This window comes from Arsenicibacter sp. R0_47, from assembly GCF_057652235.1.
Genome location: NZ_JBYFCJ010000018.1, coordinates 99,513 through 117,262 on the forward strand (window position 1 = coordinate 99,513; position 17,750 = coordinate 117,262).

At 51.2% G+C, this 17,750-nt stretch carries 13 protein-coding genes; 6 read left to right on the forward strand and 7 right to left on the reverse strand.

Going from position 1 to position 17,750, the window contains the following annotated elements; all coding sequences use genetic code 11:
- Window positions 1-13: 13 nt before the first annotated feature.
- Window positions 14-1,378: an alkaline phosphatase family protein gene (locus AC23NW_RS24300; protein WP_487452717.1), complete on the forward strand. Its 1,365-nt coding sequence runs from the start codon at window positions 14-16 to the stop codon at window positions 1,376-1,378.
- A 92-nt stretch (window positions 1,379-1,470) separates the two neighbouring features.
- Here the strand turns inward: AC23NW_RS24300 and AC23NW_RS24305 are convergent, their stop codons facing one another.
- Complete coding sequence (locus AC23NW_RS24305) at window positions 1,471-3,003, reverse strand: SusD/RagB family nutrient-binding outer membrane lipoprotein (RefSeq protein ID WP_487452719.1); 1,533 nt, start codon at window positions 3,001-3,003, stop codon at window positions 1,471-1,473.
- 35 nt (window positions 3,004-3,038) lie between these two features.
- A complete protein-coding gene (locus AC23NW_RS24310) occupies window positions 3,039-6,275 on the reverse strand; it encodes a SusC/RagA family TonB-linked outer membrane protein (RefSeq protein WP_487452720.1) in 3,237 nt (1,078 codons plus the stop codon).
- Window positions 6,276-6,620: 345 nt separating this feature from the next.
- Here AC23NW_RS24310 and AC23NW_RS24315 point away from each other — a divergent pair, with 345 nt between their 5' ends.
- Window positions 6,621-7,772, forward strand: coding sequence for a sigma-54-dependent transcriptional regulator (locus tag AC23NW_RS24315; RefSeq protein WP_487452721.1), 1,152 nt, complete (start codon window positions 6,621-6,623; stop codon window positions 7,770-7,772).
- Window positions 7,773-7,829: 57 nt separating this feature from the next.
- On the opposite strand, the gene AC23NW_RS24320 is transcribed toward AC23NW_RS24315, so the two are convergent.
- On the reverse strand, window positions 7,830-8,891 hold the full coding sequence (locus AC23NW_RS24320; protein WP_487452723.1) for an acyl transferase: 1,062 nt from the start codon (window positions 8,889-8,891) through the stop codon (window positions 7,830-7,832).
- Window positions 8,892-8,935: 44 nt separating this feature from the next.
- Here AC23NW_RS24320 and AC23NW_RS24325 point away from each other — a divergent pair, with 44 nt between their 5' ends.
- Window positions 8,936-9,490, forward strand: a complete 555-nt coding sequence (locus AC23NW_RS24325; protein WP_487452725.1) for a hypothetical protein — start codon at window positions 8,936-8,938, stop codon at window positions 9,488-9,490.
- Window positions 9,491-9,533: 43 nt separating this feature from the next.
- On the opposite strand, the gene AC23NW_RS24330 is transcribed toward AC23NW_RS24325, so the two are convergent.
- Window positions 9,534-10,736: a sensor histidine kinase gene (locus AC23NW_RS24330; protein ID WP_487452726.1), complete on the reverse strand. Its 1,203-nt coding sequence runs from the start codon at window positions 10,734-10,736 to the stop codon at window positions 9,534-9,536.
- Window positions 10,737-11,065: 329 nt separating this feature from the next.
- Here AC23NW_RS24330 and hemA point away from each other — a divergent pair, with 329 nt between their 5' ends.
- Window positions 11,066-12,358 (forward strand): glutamyl-tRNA reductase, encoded by a 1,293-nt coding sequence (gene hemA, locus AC23NW_RS24335; protein ID WP_293835559.1) that lies wholly within the window; start codon window positions 11,066-11,068, stop codon window positions 12,356-12,358.
- Window positions 12,359-12,580: 222 nt separating this feature from the next.
- On the forward strand, window positions 12,581-13,198 hold the full coding sequence (locus AC23NW_RS24340; protein ID WP_293835558.1) for a DUF4230 domain-containing protein: 618 nt from the start codon (window positions 12,581-12,583) through the stop codon (window positions 13,196-13,198).
- On the opposite strand, the gene AC23NW_RS24345 is transcribed toward AC23NW_RS24340, so the two are convergent.
- The 3 genes from AC23NW_RS24345 to AC23NW_RS24355 form a co-directional block, all read right to left on the reverse strand.
- On the reverse strand, window positions 13,199-14,086 hold the full coding sequence (locus tag AC23NW_RS24345; RefSeq protein WP_487452728.1) for an SAM hydrolase/SAM-dependent halogenase family protein: 888 nt from the start codon (window positions 14,084-14,086) through the stop codon (window positions 13,199-13,201).
- A 7-nt stretch (window positions 14,087-14,093) separates the two neighbouring features.
- A complete protein-coding gene (ybeY, locus tag AC23NW_RS24350) occupies window positions 14,094-14,516 on the reverse strand; it encodes an rRNA maturation RNase YbeY (RefSeq protein WP_487452729.1) in 423 nt (140 codons plus the stop codon).
- A 100-nt stretch (window positions 14,517-14,616) separates the two neighbouring features.
- Window positions 14,617-16,932, reverse strand: coding sequence for an ATP-dependent helicase (locus tag AC23NW_RS24355; protein ID WP_487452731.1), 2,316 nt, complete (start codon window positions 16,930-16,932; stop codon window positions 14,617-14,619).
- Between the two features lie 220 nt (window positions 16,933-17,152).
- Here AC23NW_RS24355 and AC23NW_RS24360 point away from each other — a divergent pair, with 220 nt between their 5' ends.
- Window positions 17,153-17,713 carry an RNA polymerase sigma factor gene (locus tag AC23NW_RS24360; protein ID WP_293835551.1) on the forward strand — a complete coding sequence of 187 codons (561 nt, stop codon included), beginning with the start codon at window positions 17,153-17,155 and terminating at the stop codon, window positions 17,711-17,713.
- The last annotated feature ends 37 nt before the right edge of the window (window positions 17,714-17,750 follow it).

Consider the following 17,750-nt stretch of genomic DNA (forward strand, 5'->3'; position numbering starts at 1 on the left):
TTCCGCTAAAGAAATGAAAAAGACCGTTGTTATTGATATTGTCGGGTTGAGCAGCAGCGTCATCGGTGAGCATACGCCCTTCCTGAAAAAATACGTTGCCGACCGGAATCTGACGCTGATTAAACCGGTATTGCCGGCGGTCACGACCACGTCGCAAAGCTGTTACCTGACCGGTAAATGGCCGGCCGAACACGGTATTGTCGGTAACGGCTGGTATGACCGCGAGGACGCCGAAGTGAAATTCTGGAAGCAGTCGAATAAGCTGGTACATGCCGAAAAAATCTGGGAAGCCGCCCGCCGGAAAGATCCGTCGTTTACGTGTTCCAAGATGTTCTGGTGGTATAACATGTACTCAACCGCCGACTGGTCGGTAACGCCCCGTCCGCAGTACCATGCCGATGGCGTGAAAATGCCGGACTGTTATGCCTACCCGATGCAACTCCGCCATGTGCTTCAGGAAAAGCTGGGGACATTTCCGCTCTTCAGCTTCTGGGGGCCGAACGCCAACATCAAGTCGTCGAAGTGGATTGCCGATGCGTCGATGTATGTCGATGATCTTAACAACCCGACGCTGACCCTGATTTACCTGCCGCATCTGGATTACTGCCTGCAGAAGTTCGGCGTTGATTTTACGAAAATCAGTAAAGAACTGGGCGAAATTGACCGGCTGGTACAGGAACTGGTGACGTTCTATAAGCGCAAAAACGCCCGCGTGATTCTCTTGTCGGAGTACGGTATCAACAACGTTAACCGGCCCGTGCATATCAACCGTCTGCTGCGGGAGGCGGGTCTGATTTCGGTTCGGGAAGAGCAGGGGCTGGAACTGCTGGATGCGGGGACCTGCAAAGCCTTCGCAACACCTGATCACCAGATTGCGCACGTGTATGTGCAGGACGACGCAACGAAAGCACAGGTAAAAGCCATGCTCGAAAAAACGCCGGGTATTGCCTATGTGCTGGATGAAGAAGGGAAAAAAGCGCATCACCTCGACCATGAGCGGTCGGGCGACCTGGTCGCGGTGGCGGAGACCGACAGCTGGTTTACGTATTATTACTGGCTGGATGATGCCAAAGCACCTGATTATGCGCGGCTGGTTGATATTCACCGTAAGCCGGGCTATGATCCGGTAGAGATGTTTATGGATCCTGCCAATCCGCTGATTAAGCTGCGGGCAGGGTATAAATTAGCTCGGAAACTGCTCGGATTCCGGTACCTGATGGACGTTATTCCGCTGGATGCCACGCTGATCAAAGGCTCACACGGGGCCGTCAATCCGCCGAAGGAATACTATCCGGTCCTGATTACGGACCAGCCGACAGGCAAGCCCGAACTGGAAGCCGTCGATGTCTACGACGTCATCTGGGATCATCTGTTTTAATAAATGACGAGTGATTGAGTGACGAATGATTGAATACCATACCCGCTTATTCAAACATTCGTCATTCAATCACTCAATCACTCAATCAATCCTTATTGCTTATCCCACCAGACGCGGGTATCGAGGTTGTCGGCGCCCTGGCGTGTCGTTGCTTCGGTCAGGTTGGCCTTGTTTACTGACAACTCTAAGTCAGGGTACGTCAACCTGTTAATGAAACTTCCTTTAATTTCCTTACCCGGATACGGATTCGGTGTCAGTTTCGGGAACCCGCTCCGGCGGAAATTAGCAAAGGCTTCCGGACCGTTCAGGAACGACGCCATCCAGTACTGCGTATTGATCTGCTCCAGCGCGTTTGCCGCTACGTAAGGATTCTTCTGTAAATACGCCGTGATTGATGCCGCCGGAACGGCTGAGTTTGCATCAACATCGCCCAGCTGCTGCATGTGGGCCGTTACACCCGCCGCATAAAAATCCGCCGCGCTGCCCGTTGTCCAGCCGCGCACAACCGCTTCTGCCAGCAATAACTGTGTCTGAGCATACGTCACCAGGAATGTCGGGGCATCGAGTTTTGCCAGCCGCGTACGGTCAAGCTGCGAGTAATCGTAGAAACTGGCTAGTCCATCTTTGGTAGCCTGTGCCGGAACGGTGCCGTTATCGAAACCGAGCGGCATCCCGATCTGTATCGCCGGGTCGCGGTTCATCCGGGCGGCAGTGTGTTCGGAGCCACTCTTTGCACCTACGTACCGGACTGCAATCGAGCTCAGACGCGGATCGGCGGTTGACTTCAGCAAGTTCACAAAATAAGCCGTCAGATAGAAGTTCGCCGCTTCGGTTGAGTTCAGTGTTACGCCGACCGGATTCTGGTAGTTGGCGTTGTTACGAACAGCCGCATTGTCTGCATTCGACGTCATAACGCCACCGGCAATCGCTTTCTGAACTGTTGCCTGCGCCAGTGTCGGGTTTATTTTGGTCAGGCGCATACCGGCCCGTAGCAGGGTTGAGTAACCAAACCGCTTCCAGCGCGGAATGTTGCCGCCAAACATAATCTCACCGGCCTCCGTGGCTTTGTTGGCGTCGAGGGCGGCTGTGGCATCGGTCAGTTCCTTGATAATGTCATCGTAAATGCTCTGCTGCGTGTCGTATTTCGGGGTCACGTTACCGCTGATGTAGCCCAGACCGGCATCTTTGTACGGAATGTCGCCGTACGAATCGGTCAGCACCATAAACGCGTAAGCTTTCCAGATACGGGCCATGTTATACAGGTTTGTCCGGTTCGCATCGGTTTTGGTCTGGTTAATCACATCGACCAGATACCGGATTACGTCGCGGTAGTAGCGTTGCCAGAGGGCCGCGTTCGGACCGGCCGCCCCGCGGTTGTCCACGTTGAAGTTGCCGCCTGCCAGTACGCCGGAGTTCGGCGAGTACATAAACTGCACAATCGGATGCTCGAATACCAGCGACGAAGCCGGAAACGAGGTGTTAATCATGGCGTTATTAAACGTAAACACCGGATTGAGGGCCGTTGCTGCCGTTGGGTTGATATTGAGTTGATCAAAGCCCTTCTCACAGCTACTGGTAATGAATAAAAGTGCAAAAAGCGGTATATAAAAGAGTATCTTTTTCATCGTGATTTCGGATTAAATGCCTGATGTGAATGGGTTTAGAAACGTACGTTCAGGTTGAAACCAATGCTGCGCGTGGTTGGCAGACCTGTAGCCTCAAGGCCTACGAGGTTATCCGAGCTAAAGCCGAACTGCTCCGGATCGATGTTTGGTACCCATTTTTTCAGCATAGCTACGTTGTTGGCCACCGCGCTGAAACGAATACCTTTGATAAACAGGCTCTTCGGCAGGTATTTAGTGAAGTCGTAGCCCAGTGATACCTGACGCAGTTTCCAGAAACCGGCATCATAAATCACCTGCTCGCCCAGGCTCCGCGACCGGCCAACCGAGTAGTAGTCCTGCACAAACGCACGTACGCTGTTTGGTTCACCTTTTTCGTTCACACCAACGCCCACCATTTTGTTGTCAGCATCGCCCCGGCCAACCAGCGTTTCTTTCTGCAAACCGTGGCGGAACAGGTTCAGGTTGGTACCCGACATCATTTTGCCGCCCAGTTTAAAGTCGATCAGGAACGACAGGTTAATGCCTTTATAGGTAAACGAGTTGGTAATCCCGCCTACGTATTTCGGCAGGGCAGAGCCAAACGAGATCGGTGCCGAGGTCCGGAGCGGTAAGCCGTCACCACCGTGGATGATCCGGCCCTGTGCGTCACGGGCATAGCCGAATGTATAAAGCTGGGCAAGCGGTTGCCCTACCACATGGCGCAGGTCACCGACGAAAACACCGTTACCAACCACAATCTGTTCGGCTTGTTTGTCTTTGTTGTAGTCTTTCTCAGGCGTACCGTCATCGTCCGTCAGCAAACGCAGGAGTTTCGTCTGGTTATACGATCCGTTCAGGGTAATGTCCCAGGAGAAATCTTTGCTCCGCACCGGCGCCAGGTTTACCAGTAATTCAATCCCACGGTTACGGCTTTGGCCGCTGTTGATCAGGGTGTTGGTATAGCCTGATGCATCCGACGACTGAGCCGCTACGATCTGATCGCTGGTGATTTTGTTGTAAACCGCTACGTCAACGCCGACACGGTTATTAAACAGTTTCAGTTCCAGACCCACCTCGGTTTCGGCCGTCCGGCTTGGTTTCAGGGTTGCACTTGGTACCGTGTTCGAGGTAATAAAGCCTACCGGCTGTCCTTGTCCGGCGGGGTTCGGGAAGAGGTTGGCATTAACACCGTAGAACAGGTTGTTTGAGTAAGGAGCTACGTCGCCGTCACTACCTACTTCGGCATAAGCCGCCCGGATTTTACCGAAATTCAGCCATGAAGGCATGTTGCTGAACGCCTGTGAGAACACGAAGCTACCCGTAACTGATGGGTACAGAATGCTCCGGTTGGCAGCAGCAAGGGTCGAGAACCAGTCGTTACGGCCTGTTACGTTCAGGTACAGGAAATCATTGTACGAAAATTCAGCAGCGGCATACAGTGAGTTTACGCGGCGTTCGCTGAGGCCATAGGTAGGGTCTTTCACGCGGCCGTTTTGCGGAACATACAGCCCCCGTACGATGAAGTCGGTTGCCAGCACACTATTGACATCGCTCCGGCGATACAGCTGGTTACCCCCGGCTGTGATGTCGATACCCAGTTTACCGAATTTGCGGTTGGCGCCGATCAGGAAATCGCTGTTGATCTCGCGGAACCGGCGGGCTTCCTGCACATATGCCCCGTTAACGAAACCGGCCGGTGCGGCAGCCAGTGAGGCCTGGCCGGTCGGGAAGTTATAATCCTGATCGCGTGACCAGAAATCCTGCCCCACCCGAACCTGCGCATATAGCCAGTCGGTGAAGTTGTAACGGGCCGCCAGGTTGCCGAACAGACGGTCGCGGCGGATGTTTTCGAACTTGTTGTTGAGGACGAAATACGGGTTGGTCCGGTTCTGGAAACGCGAGTAAATAAACTCGTTGCCGGTAGCCGGGTTGATCTGGTTGGCCTCCAGCACGTCGAGCGGCATTGAGTTGGCCAGGGTATAAATAACCGTCGGGATACTGTTATCCTGCTGGGCGATCTGCGGCGGGTTACGGTTGTACTCGTTGGAGTAGTTGATCGTTCCCGTGATATTCAGTTTGCTCGACAGGTTGTAGCTGAAACCAAGGTTGATGGTTTTGCGGTTGAACGAGTTATTCGGCGTAATGCCTTTGTTATCCGTGTTGGCTACCGATAGGTTGAAGCCGCCGCGGTCGCTGCCCGACGACATTGAGATTGAGTTTGTCCAGGTAGAGCCGGTGCGGTAGAATTTGCGGATGCGGTTATAGACCGGCGCATAAGGCACGGTTACGCCACCGAACAAAACCTGTGTCTGGCCATTGAATTTCTCGCCGAAACTCCACACACCCGAGGTCGGGTTGGGGGCTGTCGGGCGGACACCATATTCGCCCTGACCATATTCGTACTGATAATCCGTGAAGTCAAGCGGCTGATCGGTTGTGAAGTTTGTATTATAGACTACGCCGATACCCTGACCGCTGCCTTTGGTTTTAGTCGTGATCATGATAACCCCGTCCTTAGCCCGTGAGCCATAAAGCGCTGCGGCCGTACCGCCTTTCAGGATTGTCATTCCCTCAATATCATCCGGGTTGATCGATGAAAGCCCGTCACCGCCGTCGGAGTAGTTCCGGTCGCGGCTGCTGATCGAGTTATCGCTGCCCGCATTCCCGTTGTTCTGGCCGAAGTTGGTGTTATCAATCGGTACACCGTTAACCACGATCAGCGGGTTGTTCTGGCCGGAAAACGACGACTGGCCGCGAATCCGGATTTTGCTGGTACCGGCCGCGCCCGTGCCCAGACCGGAAATGTTTACGCCCGCGACCTTACCTTGCAGGGCGTTCATGAAGTTAACGGTCCGGTTGGTCGAAATCTGCTCGGAGCTGACGTTGGCCGTGGCATACCCAAGCCGTTTCGCTTCCTTCTTGATACCGAGGGCGGTGACCACTACCTCGTTCAGGTTTTGCGACGTTTCGGTTAGGGCCAGCGTAATCTGTGTCTGATTTCCGATCGTTACTTCCTGCGACTGGTAGCCGATAGCGCTGAAAACAAGCACCGTTGTTTTAAGGTCGCGGCTTGCCGGAATACCTACGGAGAATTCACCATCGGCATTGGTACTGCTACCCGTCTGGGTGCCTTTGATGACTACGTTTACACCGGGGAGTGGTTTCTGGTCAACTGCTGAAATAATCTTGCCAGAAATTTTCCGGTCCTGAGCCACCCCTAAAAAACTGAGCAGGCAAAAACAAAAGACAAGAAGCAGACGTCTGTCCGGTTGGTAGTAGAACACATGTTTCATGAACTAAAAGAGTTAGAAAGACTAAAAAGACGGTAATGGAATAAGATAAAAAAAAATTTTCTTATTTATAGTTAATAAGTGTCTTTTTGACGTATTATACTGTTCAATTGATTGTTTTTTAGAAAATTAGCGAGTTGATTAATTGATAATATGAAATTGATAAAATAGTATCATTATTTGTGGCTGTTTTTGCTTGTTAACAATATCTACTAAAAGGTATAAATAGCCGGTAGACCGTATATATATTTGCTAAAATCAAGGAAATAATTGGGTTCTATTTTTGAACCGTTTATTTTCGGACAGAATTTTCCGAACTTGTTCATTTGACCGATTTATACCGCTATTATGGCCAAACTCATCATTGTTGATGACGAAAAAAGCATCCGGGCTGCACTACGCGACATTCTCGAGTACGAAGGGTACGATGTAGAAGAAGCGAAGGACGGTGAGGAGGGCTTAGACATGATTTTGAGGGGCACATATGATGTTGCGCTGTGTGACATTAAGATGCCCAAAATGGACGGCTTGGAGGTGTTGCTAAAAGCTGGGGAGGCCGGGAAGCAAACTCAATTTGTGATGATTTCGGCATTTGGCAATGTTGAAAACGCTGTTGAAGCGACCAAACGCGGCGCCTTTGACTTCATTACCAAGCCGCCTGATCTGAACCGTTTGCTGATCACGGTGCGCAACGCTATCGAGCGGACTAAAATGGTTCAGGAAACCAAAACCCTGCGTCGTAAGATCTACAAACTCAATGAAATCATTGGGGAGTCACTACCGATTCAAAAGGTAAAGGAAACCATTAACCGCGTGGCGGCGACCGAAGCCCGGGTACTTATTACCGGCCCGAACGGTTCCGGTAAGGAGATGGTAGCCAAGCAGATTCACGAAAAAGGTACGCGTGCAACCATGCCGCTGGTTGAGGTAAACTGTGCGGCGATTCCGAGCGAACTAATCGAAAGTGAATTGTTTGGTCATGAAAAAGGTGCCTTTACGGGAGCCATGAGCAAACGGATCGGTAAATTTGAGCAGGCCGACGGTGGAACCCTGTTCCTCGACGAGATCGGCGATATGAGCCTGTCGGCCCAGGCCAAGGTACTGCGGGCCCTGCAGGAAAGCAAGATTACCCGTGTCGGCGGCGATAAGGAAATCCGGGTTAATGTCCGGGTGATAGCGGCGACCAACAAAGACCTGCGCCGTGAAATTGCGGAAGGCAATTTCCGGGAAGACCTTTTCCACCGGTTAAGCGTTATCGTGATTCATGTGCCGCCGCTGGCCGAACGCCGTGAAGACGTACCGCTGCTGGCCGATAAATTCCTGAATGACGTTGCGGGTGAATATGGCTCGCCGGTGAAGGAAATCGAACCGGCCGCCATGCAATACCTGCAATCACTGCCGTGGACCGGTAACGTGCGGGAGTTGCGTAACGTTGTTGAACGTCTGGTCATCATGTGCGGCGACCGCATTTCGCTCGATGATGTAAAATTATACGCCTAAGCCAGTTCAGTTGGCTTTACGGAAGGCAGTAGTCGGCACGACTGCTGCCTTTTTGTTTTACAGGCTGGCCATCAGGTTACAGCCACGGATATCCGAGTTATCGAACCGGCCAATGACACGGAACGTCCCGTCCGGGCCGAACTGACCTAAATCCTGGGTTTCAATAAACGAACAGGAATCCAGATTAGCCAGATCAATGACATTGATGCCGCCCGTCCGTGTATAGCCATCCGGGTAGATGCAGAACGGATCGTTGATGTCGCGCAGCAAAATCCGCATCGTAACACCCGGATAGAAAAGCCCATCGCCCGGCGAATAAGCCTGCGACAGCAGCTCGGTCATGCCGTATTCGGAGTGGATCGCCGGCAGGGCCAGTTTTTCCGTCAGAATTGCGTGTACCTCCTCCCGCAGTAATTCTTTCCGGCGCCCTTTCATTCCGCCCGTTTCCATTACGATCACGCGGCCGCTGTCGCCGATAAACCGCAGGTCGTCTGCTTCGTCGATCCAGTCGAGCAGGCCGAAGGTAACGCCGATCAGCAGAATGGTCCGGCTATCGTCCTGCAGCAACATCCGGAGATGACTTGTCAGGGCGGTACGGTCGTTCAGATAAAAACCTGACTGAGCGGACCCGGAATCCTCAATAAACTGCTGAACCATATACACTAACGACGAGTTATTTCGTTCAAGGTATGACGGCAGTAAGGCAAGGATGTGGAAGTTGGTAAGCGGGCCATACTGTTGTTCAAAAATGCGCCGGCTGACACCGGCGTACAGAGCGGTGTCGGGCACAATATGACGGCTTGTCTGCGTGCCCGTCGTCCCGCTGCTGGCAAATGTCGTTGTTATCTCCGGCAACGCAGCCCCGTCTAAACTCAGGACGGTATGCTGCTTAAAAAAGCCGATGGGCATGAAGGGAATCTGACCGGAAGCGGTAACTTGTTCCGGATTCGTTCCAAGCAGCGACAGATAGGTTTTATAGACCGGGTTATAAACCGCCTGATACCGGAAAACCGCCAGTGCTGTCTCCGTAAAGGTGGCAGGTGTGAGCGATAAAACGCGTTCCCGCAGTGTTTGGCGCTGCCGGGCAAGATCGGGCGGTAAATTTATTAGCGTTTGCAAACGAAAAAATTGAGTAATTTGGAGTTCGTTACGATTACAACATTATGCAACGACAACTAATTCAATGTGGTTTCCTGCTGGCAAGTTTAACCATTATGCTGACAGCTTGCTGGAATGAACCCAATTTTAGTGATGTACCAGCCATTAGCTACAAGGCAATCGATAAAATTACCTTGCCGGCCAGCGAAGACCGGCGTACACCTAAGCGTGATTCGGTGATCATTACCATTGGCTTTCAGGATGGAAGCGGCGATTTAGGAGAAGATGTGGGCAGGGCTGACTCAACGCGGCTGAAAACGGTTTTTGCCAAAGAGACGTGGGGTAATTATAAAATTACAGCGTACCGCCTCAACGCGACCAGCAATGCCTATGAGGAACTGCCGCTGGCCGTAAATGCCAAGCTGTTTTTCCCGCGTCTGACCAAAGAAGGACAGCGGGGCCCGATTGAAGGAACGCTCGATTTCCGCCAGAACTTTACCTACTCTAACAGCTCGGTAATTACACCGGTAAAGTTTACGATTAAAATACGGGATCGTAAGCTTCAGGAAAGTACAATCATTGAAACGGATACGGTCCATGTGCCGCTTCTGCTCCGATAACAGGAAAAAGGAAACCACACCGGTTTCCTTTTTTTATGCCCGTTTACGGTGTTTGCTGCCTGAGCGTAATCCGGAAAGTAGTGCCTTTGCCGACTTCTGAATGTTTGACAAAGAGCTTGCCGTTATGGTATTCTTCCACAATCCGTTTGGCCAGTGTCAGGCCAAGTCCCCAGCCGCGCTTTTTGGTGCTGAAACCCGGAGAGAACACTTTCTGTAAACTGGCTTTGGGTATTCCTTTGCCGGTATCGGTAATGTCAATGGCCACCTCGTTCTGAGGCAATGCCAGAATATTCAGCCGCAGCTCCCCGACACCCGCCATCGCGTCCACGGCATTCTTGCAGACGTTCTCAATAACCCACTCAAACAAAAGGCGGTTAATCTGAACATTCTGCTGCGCTTTAGGCAGATTATTCTCAACGCTCATTTTCACTTTTGTGGAAATCCGGCGTGAAAGGTAACTGGTAAAATTCTGGACTACCTCGGTCAGATTTTCCGTTTTCAGCGTCGGAATAGACCCGATGCTGGAGAAACGGGCGGTAATCGTTTCCAGCCGGTGGACATCCTTTTCGATTTCGTCGGTAACTTCCTGTTCGTATTGTTCGGGCATCGACCGCATATACTCTACCCAGGCAAGCAGTGATGACAGGGGAGTCCCCAGCTGGTGGGCAGTTTCCTTTGCCAGGCCGACCCAAACGCGGTTTTGCTCTGCCCGGCGGGACGAACTAAACGCCAGATAAGCCAGAAAGCCCAGTACTGTCAGCACAATCAGCTGTACATAGGGCAGATACCGGAGCTGTTGCAGCAGGGTTGAGTAGCCGTAGTAAATCAGTCCGAAGTTGCCGTTCCGGAAGTCAACCACGATTGGCTGGTGTTCCTGTTTCAGCTCCTGCACCTCCTTGCGCAGAAATTCCCGCTTACCGGCCAGGGTCGTATCACCGGAAAACTCAATATTTGCCGATTCGGCCGGTTCGTTGCGCTCGTTGATGTAAATGACCGGAATCGTACTGTTTTTGTTGATGGACAGGATTTCCTGAACAACAAAGTTGATGTCTTCATTCTGATCCGATGTCAGCGCACTCTCGATGGCTTTAGCATACAGATTCACATACTGCTGTTCCCGTACCTCCAGCCGTTCGATGATCCGGTTGGTATAAAACAGAGAAGCCGTGCCTACCAGCATAAGGTTGATAGCCACGATGATCTTTAAAATATTATTCTGACTATAAATGTCGAATGACTTGAGCATGTGTATGGAAAAGACTGTCTTCTATCAGTAGCATTATGTGATTTTCATCACATTTATCTAACGTTTAAACAACCAATTTTGGCACTTTAACGTACATTATTTAGGACGGCGGAGCAAAAGTAGGTTGCTTTACCAGGGTAAACTAAAAAGGTGATTAAAATATCACCAAAACTGAACGAGCGAACAGGGGCATGTGTTCCTGAAATAGGACAGATAAAAGAAATTACAGTCAATTGTTTGTACTAATTCTAAATAAGCTCTTCAGTGAATTACTTGTTTCTTGTCCGGTAACTGTAGCGTAATTTTGTATACTGAAGTGAATTTAGGTTATGCTTGACAATTTTAAATCGGTTAGTTTATCCTATAAAACAGCCCCGCTGGCTGTCAGGGAACTAATTGCACTTAACGAAGAGGATGCAAAGCGGTTTATGCTGCGTTTGCGGGACTTTTTCGGCATCACGGAATTGTTAGTTGTTTCGACCTGTAACCGTACCGAAGTATATTACTCGTTCGGGCAAGAGCGCGTAACACCGGACGTAAACGAAGAGATCGTTCGTCTGCTGCTGATCGAAAAAGGAATTACCGATACCGAAAATTATTTACCTTATTTCCAGCTGTATCCTGATTATGCGGATGCCGTACTGCACCTGTTTGAGGTCTGTGTCGGTCTGCATTCGCAGGTAATCGGCGATATGCAGATACCAAATCAGGTAAAGCAGGCCTATCAGTGGTCGGCTGATCTGGGCATGGCCGGTCCGTTTCTGCACCGCCTGATGCACACGATTTTCTTCACCAACAAGCGGGTAGCGCAGGAAACATCGTTCCGCGACGGGGCGGCTTCTGCTTCCTACGCGGCCGTTGAACTAATCGAAGAACTGGTTGGCGAACATGCGCAGCCGAACGTGCTGGTCGTTGGCCTTGGTGAAATCGGGACGGATGTCTGCAAAAATCTGGCTGACCGTGGCCTGAAAAACATCACCCTCTGCAACCGGACAGCGTCAAAAGCAGAAGTGCTGGCTTCACAGTATGATTTCCGTGTGGCAGACTTCAGTCAGCTGGTTGCCGAAATCCGCCGTGCCGATGTCATTATTTCGTCGGTCGCGCGTGAGGAACCGCTCTTTAACCTGGAGTTGATGAAGCAGGTCAGCGTTCTGACGTTTAAATACTTCCTTGACTTATCGGTACCGCGCAGTGTTGATGTGGCCCTGGAGCAGATTCCTGGCGTGCTGGTTTACAATATTGACCACATCCGCGGTCGTGCCGATGAGGCGCTGAACCGCCGGCTGGCTTCTATTCCGCAGGTCGAATCAATCATCGCTCACTCGATTGTTGAATTCAATGACTGGTCGAAGGAGATGATGGTATCACCGACGATCAACAAGCTTAAAAATGCCCTTGAGCAGATCCGGAAGGAAGAAATGGCACGTTATATGAAAAACATGTCGCCGGAAGAATCTGAAAAAATTGATAAAATTACCCGTGGTATGATGCAGAAAATCATCAAGCTGCCGGTGTTACAACTGAAGGCGGCCTGCAAACGCGGTGAAGCCGAAACCCTCATCGACGTACTGAACGATCTGTTCAATCTGGAACAGGTTCCGGAAACTGCCGAAAAGCATTAGTACCTATGATTGATACATACATACGAAAGTCCCGGGTCGCTTTGTGGTCCGGGACTTTTTTATATTCATGTCGCGCTGCAATATCTTGTGTCTCCTGCTGCGCACGTTTCTGCGGTACTATTTTAGTTTTTTTACGTTTTTACGTAACATAAGACACAGGATTATGTAATATGATAACATGAGACGCAAGGTATTGCGTCTCTACGATGATAACTGATAGGTATGCGCTTCTTACGATTTATATTCCGACTGTTGTTGCTGGTCCTGATTGTACTGGGTTTATTAACGGCCTGGGAGCAGTTGCGGGGCTGGAGCGGATTCGGCTGGCTGGCTAAGCGGGAAGAAACGACCCAGACCGTTGTGTTGCAGGAAATTACGGCGATGGGAAAGATGGAGCTGGTGAAATACCGGTTCAAGGACATTGTGGAACATAGCCAGATCCGGACATTGCTGCCCAATGCAAAAGCCGTACTGATTGTCGAAGGCGAAGCCGTTGGCTGCATCGACCTCACGCGTCTGACTGCCGGTGATATTAGTCCCGAAGGTGATACCATCGTAGTCCGGTTGCCGCAGCCCGAGCTGTGTGGCTGGAAAATCGACCACCAGCGGTCGCGGGTCTACGATACCGAATACGGATTTATGGATGAGTCAGCACTGGTGAATAATGCCTTTAAACTGGCTGAGAAGCAGATTCAGCAGTCGGCGCTGAACAGCGGCATTCTGGAGCAGACCAAACAGAACGCCGATCAGATTCTGAAACCGGTCCTGGAAAAGGTATCGGGGAAGAAGGTAATACTGACCTACCAGACTCCCCCGACAAAACTGGGGCCGCTGCGGTAATTACGGCTTTACCGTTACCCGCCAGTCGGCACCGCTGGTGACTTTATAGTTTTTGGCAAAATCGCCCATGTTGATGGCGATGGAGAAATTGAGCAAACTGTTGAAATAAGCCACATCGCTGCCAACAGCGGATTCACCGAACGTATTAACCAGTTTAACGGCTTTACTATATACCAGCCGGCTGCCCTGAAAAATCTGCACATTGAGCTTCTGACCCGCTTTAGCCGGTAACTGATCAACCAGTTCTTTCGGAATGTTGGTCCAGATGTTGCCATACTGCACATCCAGCGCCGGAATATTTCCTTTCAGTACTCCTTTGCTCAGTTCGGCTTTCTGATAGGGTAACCGCACTACCTCATTGGCCAGTTTCGGGCCGACCTGCTCATAGGTGATCGCCCTGGCGGCAAGCCGTGCAGCGGTATAAGCATACACATCACGGCCGTGGAAGGTGTACGAGGCCTGTGAGCCTGGTAGCCGGTTGACGGTTTCGTCGATTTGGCGGAGTTCGCGGACACCAAGTTGCTCTGCCACCAGTGTCAGCGTACCATTGTCCGGCGTAACGAAATAGTGCCCTGATTCAGAGAGCATCACCACCGACCGCCGGTTGGTGCCAACGCCCGGATCGCATACGGAGACGAATACTGTGCCTTTGGGATAATACGACGCGGTCTGGTAAAGCCGGTAAGCAGCATCCCAGATGTTGTAGGCCGGAATTTCGTGGGTCAGGTCGTAGAGTTTCAGATCGGTGGAGACACCCAGCGCCACGCCTTTCATGGCCGCTACGGCACCGTCTTTAAGGCCGAAATCCGTCTGGAAAACGACCACACCATTTTGGGCGCGGGCAGTCAGTGACAGGCCCAGGCTAACAAGGAGTACAAACAAACGCATATAGAAATCAGGTTGTTGGAAACGCGCTTAGCCACTCTTCTTCTTTCCGGCGCATGCGCGTTGCTTCATCCTCTGATTTATCGCCGTACCCGCACAGGTGAAGCAAGCCATGTGCCAGCACCCGCCGGATTTCCGTATCGGCCGGAACATTCAGTTGCCTGGCATTATCGGTAACGCGGTCGATGCTGATAAACAGATCGCCGTCGATCTTACCCTCTTCCTCCGAGTTATCAAACGTAATGATGTCGGTATAATAATCGTGGTCGAGGTGCTCGCGGTTTACGTCGAGCAGGTACTCGTCCGAGCAAAAAATATAGTTGAGCTCGCCCAGGTCATAGCCTTCCAGCTTCGCCTGCTGTTTGAGCCACTGCCGGGTCGCCTGCTTTTTCGGCAGATTATAGGTAATGTCTTCGGTAAAAAATCGGATCATACGGGAAATAATGTGAAATGGATAATGTAAAATGAATAACGGGTTTTGCGGCAGGAAGCAGCTTTGCCATTGTACATTCTACAGTACCCATTGTTCATTTCTACTCAACAATACGCAGCTTGGCAAAACTAAGCAGCAGCGTTTTTTCGCCGACAGTCTCAAACTGAATAACGGCCTTGCGTTCGGTACCGTTGATGTCCAGCGACTTTACTTTGCCGAAGCCGAACTTCATGTGCTCAACGCGTATACCGGCGGTCAGCGCTGAGGTGTCGCTCGGGGCAAAATCAGCCGACGGGGTATGATTGCCCGTAGGTTGTGTCCCCTGCCGCTGGGCCGTGCGCTGGGCCAGTGTTTTCACGAACGACATTGAGCCGGCCGACGGCATCTCGTTCCGGTCACGGGAGTTGCGCTCAAAATTATTGATGTCGCTGTTGCGCTCCGGCCGGGCTGCTTCCATACGCATACGGGCCATTTTCAGGAAACGCGGGTCAATTTCCATCAGGAAACGACTCGGCTCACAGACCTTTAACCGGCCGTAGTTGTAGCGGGATTCGGCAAAAGAGAGCGTCAGCCGTTTTTCGGCCCGTGTAATGGCCACGTAAAACAACCGGCGTTCCTCCTCAAGATCTTCCCGGCTTTCGAGCATCATCTGACTCGGGAAGAGATCTTCTTCCATCCCGACAATGTATACGTTCTTGAATTCAAGCCCTTTCGCCGCGTGAATCGTCATCAGCGTGACCTTGTCATTGTCGCCGTCTTCTTCTTTCTCGTCGGCAGTGGTCAGGAGCGAAACCGTTTGCAGGAAAGAACTCAGGCTCTTGTCTTCGTTCTCCGGATTATCGACAAACTCCTTGATCGCGTTCAGCAATTCCTGAACGTTTTCGTAGCGGGCCAGCCCCTCCACGGTTTTATCTTCGTAGAGCTCTTTCAGAATACCCGACGCCTTGGCAATGTGGGCCGATACGTCATAGGCATCCTTTTTATCGAGCATCAGCTTAAAGCTTTTGATCAGATGGGCAAAGCCCTCAATGGCTAGTCCGGCGCGGCCTGCCACGTATTTGCTGATGTTGGCCACGACCTCCCAGATACCGACATTATGCTCGGCCGCCACTACAAACAGTTTAGCAATGGTAGTATCGCCGATGCCGCGTTTGGGCAGGTTGATAATCCGCTTGAAGGCCTCCTCATCCTGCTGGTTTACCGTAAACCGCAGGTAAGCAATCAGGTCTTTGATTTCTTTCCGCTGGTAGAACGACAGACCGCCGATGATCCGGTACTTGATGCTGACCTTCCGCAGGGCCTCTTCAAAGGCCCGCGACTGGGCATTCGTCCGGTATAGAATGGCGAAGTCGTTGTTTGTCAGGTTATCCTGCATTTTAGCCTCGAAAATCGAGGTGGCAATCAGACGCCCTTCTTCGTTATCCGATCCGGCCTTAATCAAGTCAATCAGCGACCCTTCTTCGTTGTCGGTAAAGACATTTTTCTCCAGCTGGTTCTTATTCCGGCGGATGATGGAATTGGCAGCCTGAACGATGTTATTGGTGGACCGGTAGTTTTGCTCCAGTTTCACAATCTTCACGTTCTCCTTACCATAGTCGCGCTGGAAATTCAGAATGTTCTCAATATCGGCACCCCGGAAAGCATAGATACTCTGCGCGTCGTCGCCGACCACGCAAATGTTCTGGTGGACAGCTGCGAGTTTACGCGTGATGAGGTACTGCGAAATGTTGGTATCCTGAAACTCATCGACCAGTACGTGCTGAAACTTATGCTGGTACTTGTTCAGAATATCGAGGTGATCGCGGAACAGGACGTTCGTGTTAAACAGCAGATCGTCGAAGTCCATTGCGTTAGCGGCAAAGCACCGGCGGGCGTATTCTTTGTAGATACGGCCCACTTCCGGCATGCGTGTGGCCAGGTCATCGGCCAGGATAACGGTATTGGCCAGGTAATCTTCCGGTCCGATCAACCGGTTTTTGGCTCCCGAAATACGGCTGAAGACGCTGTTGATGCGGTACGTTTTATCATCGAGGCCCATTTCCTTGACGATGCTCCGCAGCAGCGACTTCGAGTCGTCGGTATCGTAAATCGAAAAGTTACTGGTATAGCCGATCGCGCGGGCTTCGATCCGCAGGATTTTGGCAAATACCGAGTGAAAGGTACCCATCCAGATATTGCGTGCATCCGTACCGACAACCCGCTCAATCCGGTGCCGCATTTCACCGGCCGCCTTATTGGTAAAGGTCAGGGCCAGAATCCGGAACGGGTCTACGCCTTGTTCGATCAGATAGGCAATTCGATAGGTCAGGACGCGGGTTTTACCCGAACCGGCGCCGGCTATAATCATCAGCGGGCCATTGCCGTGCATGACGGCCTGCCGCTGCGGTTCGTTCAAACCAGATATGTAGTCAATCATTAATACGTTGCTCCCCGAATGGATAACAATCAAAATTACGGAAAAATTTGCACCCGGCCTGAGAATCCATACATGAAGAAATGCTATGTAGCGGGGCGTTACTAACTATATTGCAGGATGTTGCTGAAAATTTTTAGCTTGCCTTGCAACGTTTGCAAACCGGTGGTGTCTTTAGTTTGTAATTCACTCAAACCGGCAGCGTTTGTCAGATACGTATCTTTTGGAGACTAAAGTGTACATAGACCGTAATACAGAGTTAGTTGAACGCTGCAAACTGGGCGAGCGGAAGGCGCAGTATGAGTTGTATCGTCAATATGCCAAGGCTATGTACAACGTCTGTGTCCGGATACTGAATCATGACGCCGAAGCGGAAGATGTGTTGCAGGAAGCATTCATCGATGCCTTCAACCATATTCATTCGTTTCGCGGGCAAAGCACCTTCGGGGCCTGGCTGAAACAGATCGTTGTCAACCGTGCGATTAATCACCTCCGCAGTCGCCGGTTAACGTTAGTCGATCTGGACTCAAGCCGCTTAGGCGACGACGAAGGGCCGGATATTGCGGATGACGAACCATTTGACGAAGACGGAGTTCAATACGAAGTCGAGCGAATCCGGAAGTCGATGGAACGGCTTTCGGAGGGGTACCGGATTGTCTTATCGCTCTATCTCTTTGAGGGATACGACCATGAAGAGATAGGTAATATTCTGAATATCAGCGAGACTACTTCGCGGACGCAGTACCTGCGGGCCAAGAAACGGTTGCTGGAACTAATGAAATAATTGTGAATCAATAATTGAGTGAATTAGCGAAAATGGA

Coding starts and splice junctions, on each gene's coding strand:
- AC23NW_RS24340 (WP_293835558.1), top strand. CDS start 12,581: ATGCGCTTCTTACGATTTATATTCCGACTGTTGTTGCTGGTCCTGATT.
- AC23NW_RS24305 (WP_487452719.1), bottom strand. CDS start 3,003: ATGAAAAAGATACTCTTTTATATACCGCTTTTTGCACTTTTATTCATT.
- AC23NW_RS24300 (WP_487452717.1), top strand. CDS start 14: ATGAAAAAGACCGTTGTTATTGATATTGTCGGGTTGAGCAGCAGCGTC.
- AC23NW_RS24315 (WP_487452721.1), top strand. CDS start 6,621: ATGGCCAAACTCATCATTGTTGATGACGAAAAAAGCATCCGGGCTGCA.
- AC23NW_RS24355 (WP_487452731.1), bottom strand. CDS start 16,932: ATGATTGACTACATATCTGGTTTGAACGAACCGCAGCGGCAGGCCGTC.
- hemA (WP_293835559.1), top strand. CDS start 11,066: ATGCTTGACAATTTTAAATCGGTTAGTTTATCCTATAAAACAGCCCCG.
- ybeY (WP_487452729.1), bottom strand. CDS start 14,516: ATGATCCGATTTTTTACCGAAGACATTACCTATAATCTGCCGAAAAAG.
- AC23NW_RS24345 (WP_487452728.1), bottom strand. CDS start 14,086: ATGCGTTTGTTTGTACTCCTTGTTAGCCTGGGCCTGTCACTGACTGCC.
- AC23NW_RS24310 (WP_487452720.1), bottom strand. CDS start 6,275: ATGAAACATGTGTTCTACTACCAACCGGACAGACGTCTGCTTCTTGTC.
- AC23NW_RS24330 (WP_487452726.1), bottom strand. CDS start 10,736: ATGCTCAAGTCATTCGACATTTATAGTCAGAATAATATTTTAAAGATC.
- AC23NW_RS24325 (WP_487452725.1), top strand. CDS start 8,936: ATGCAACGACAACTAATTCAATGTGGTTTCCTGCTGGCAAGTTTAACC.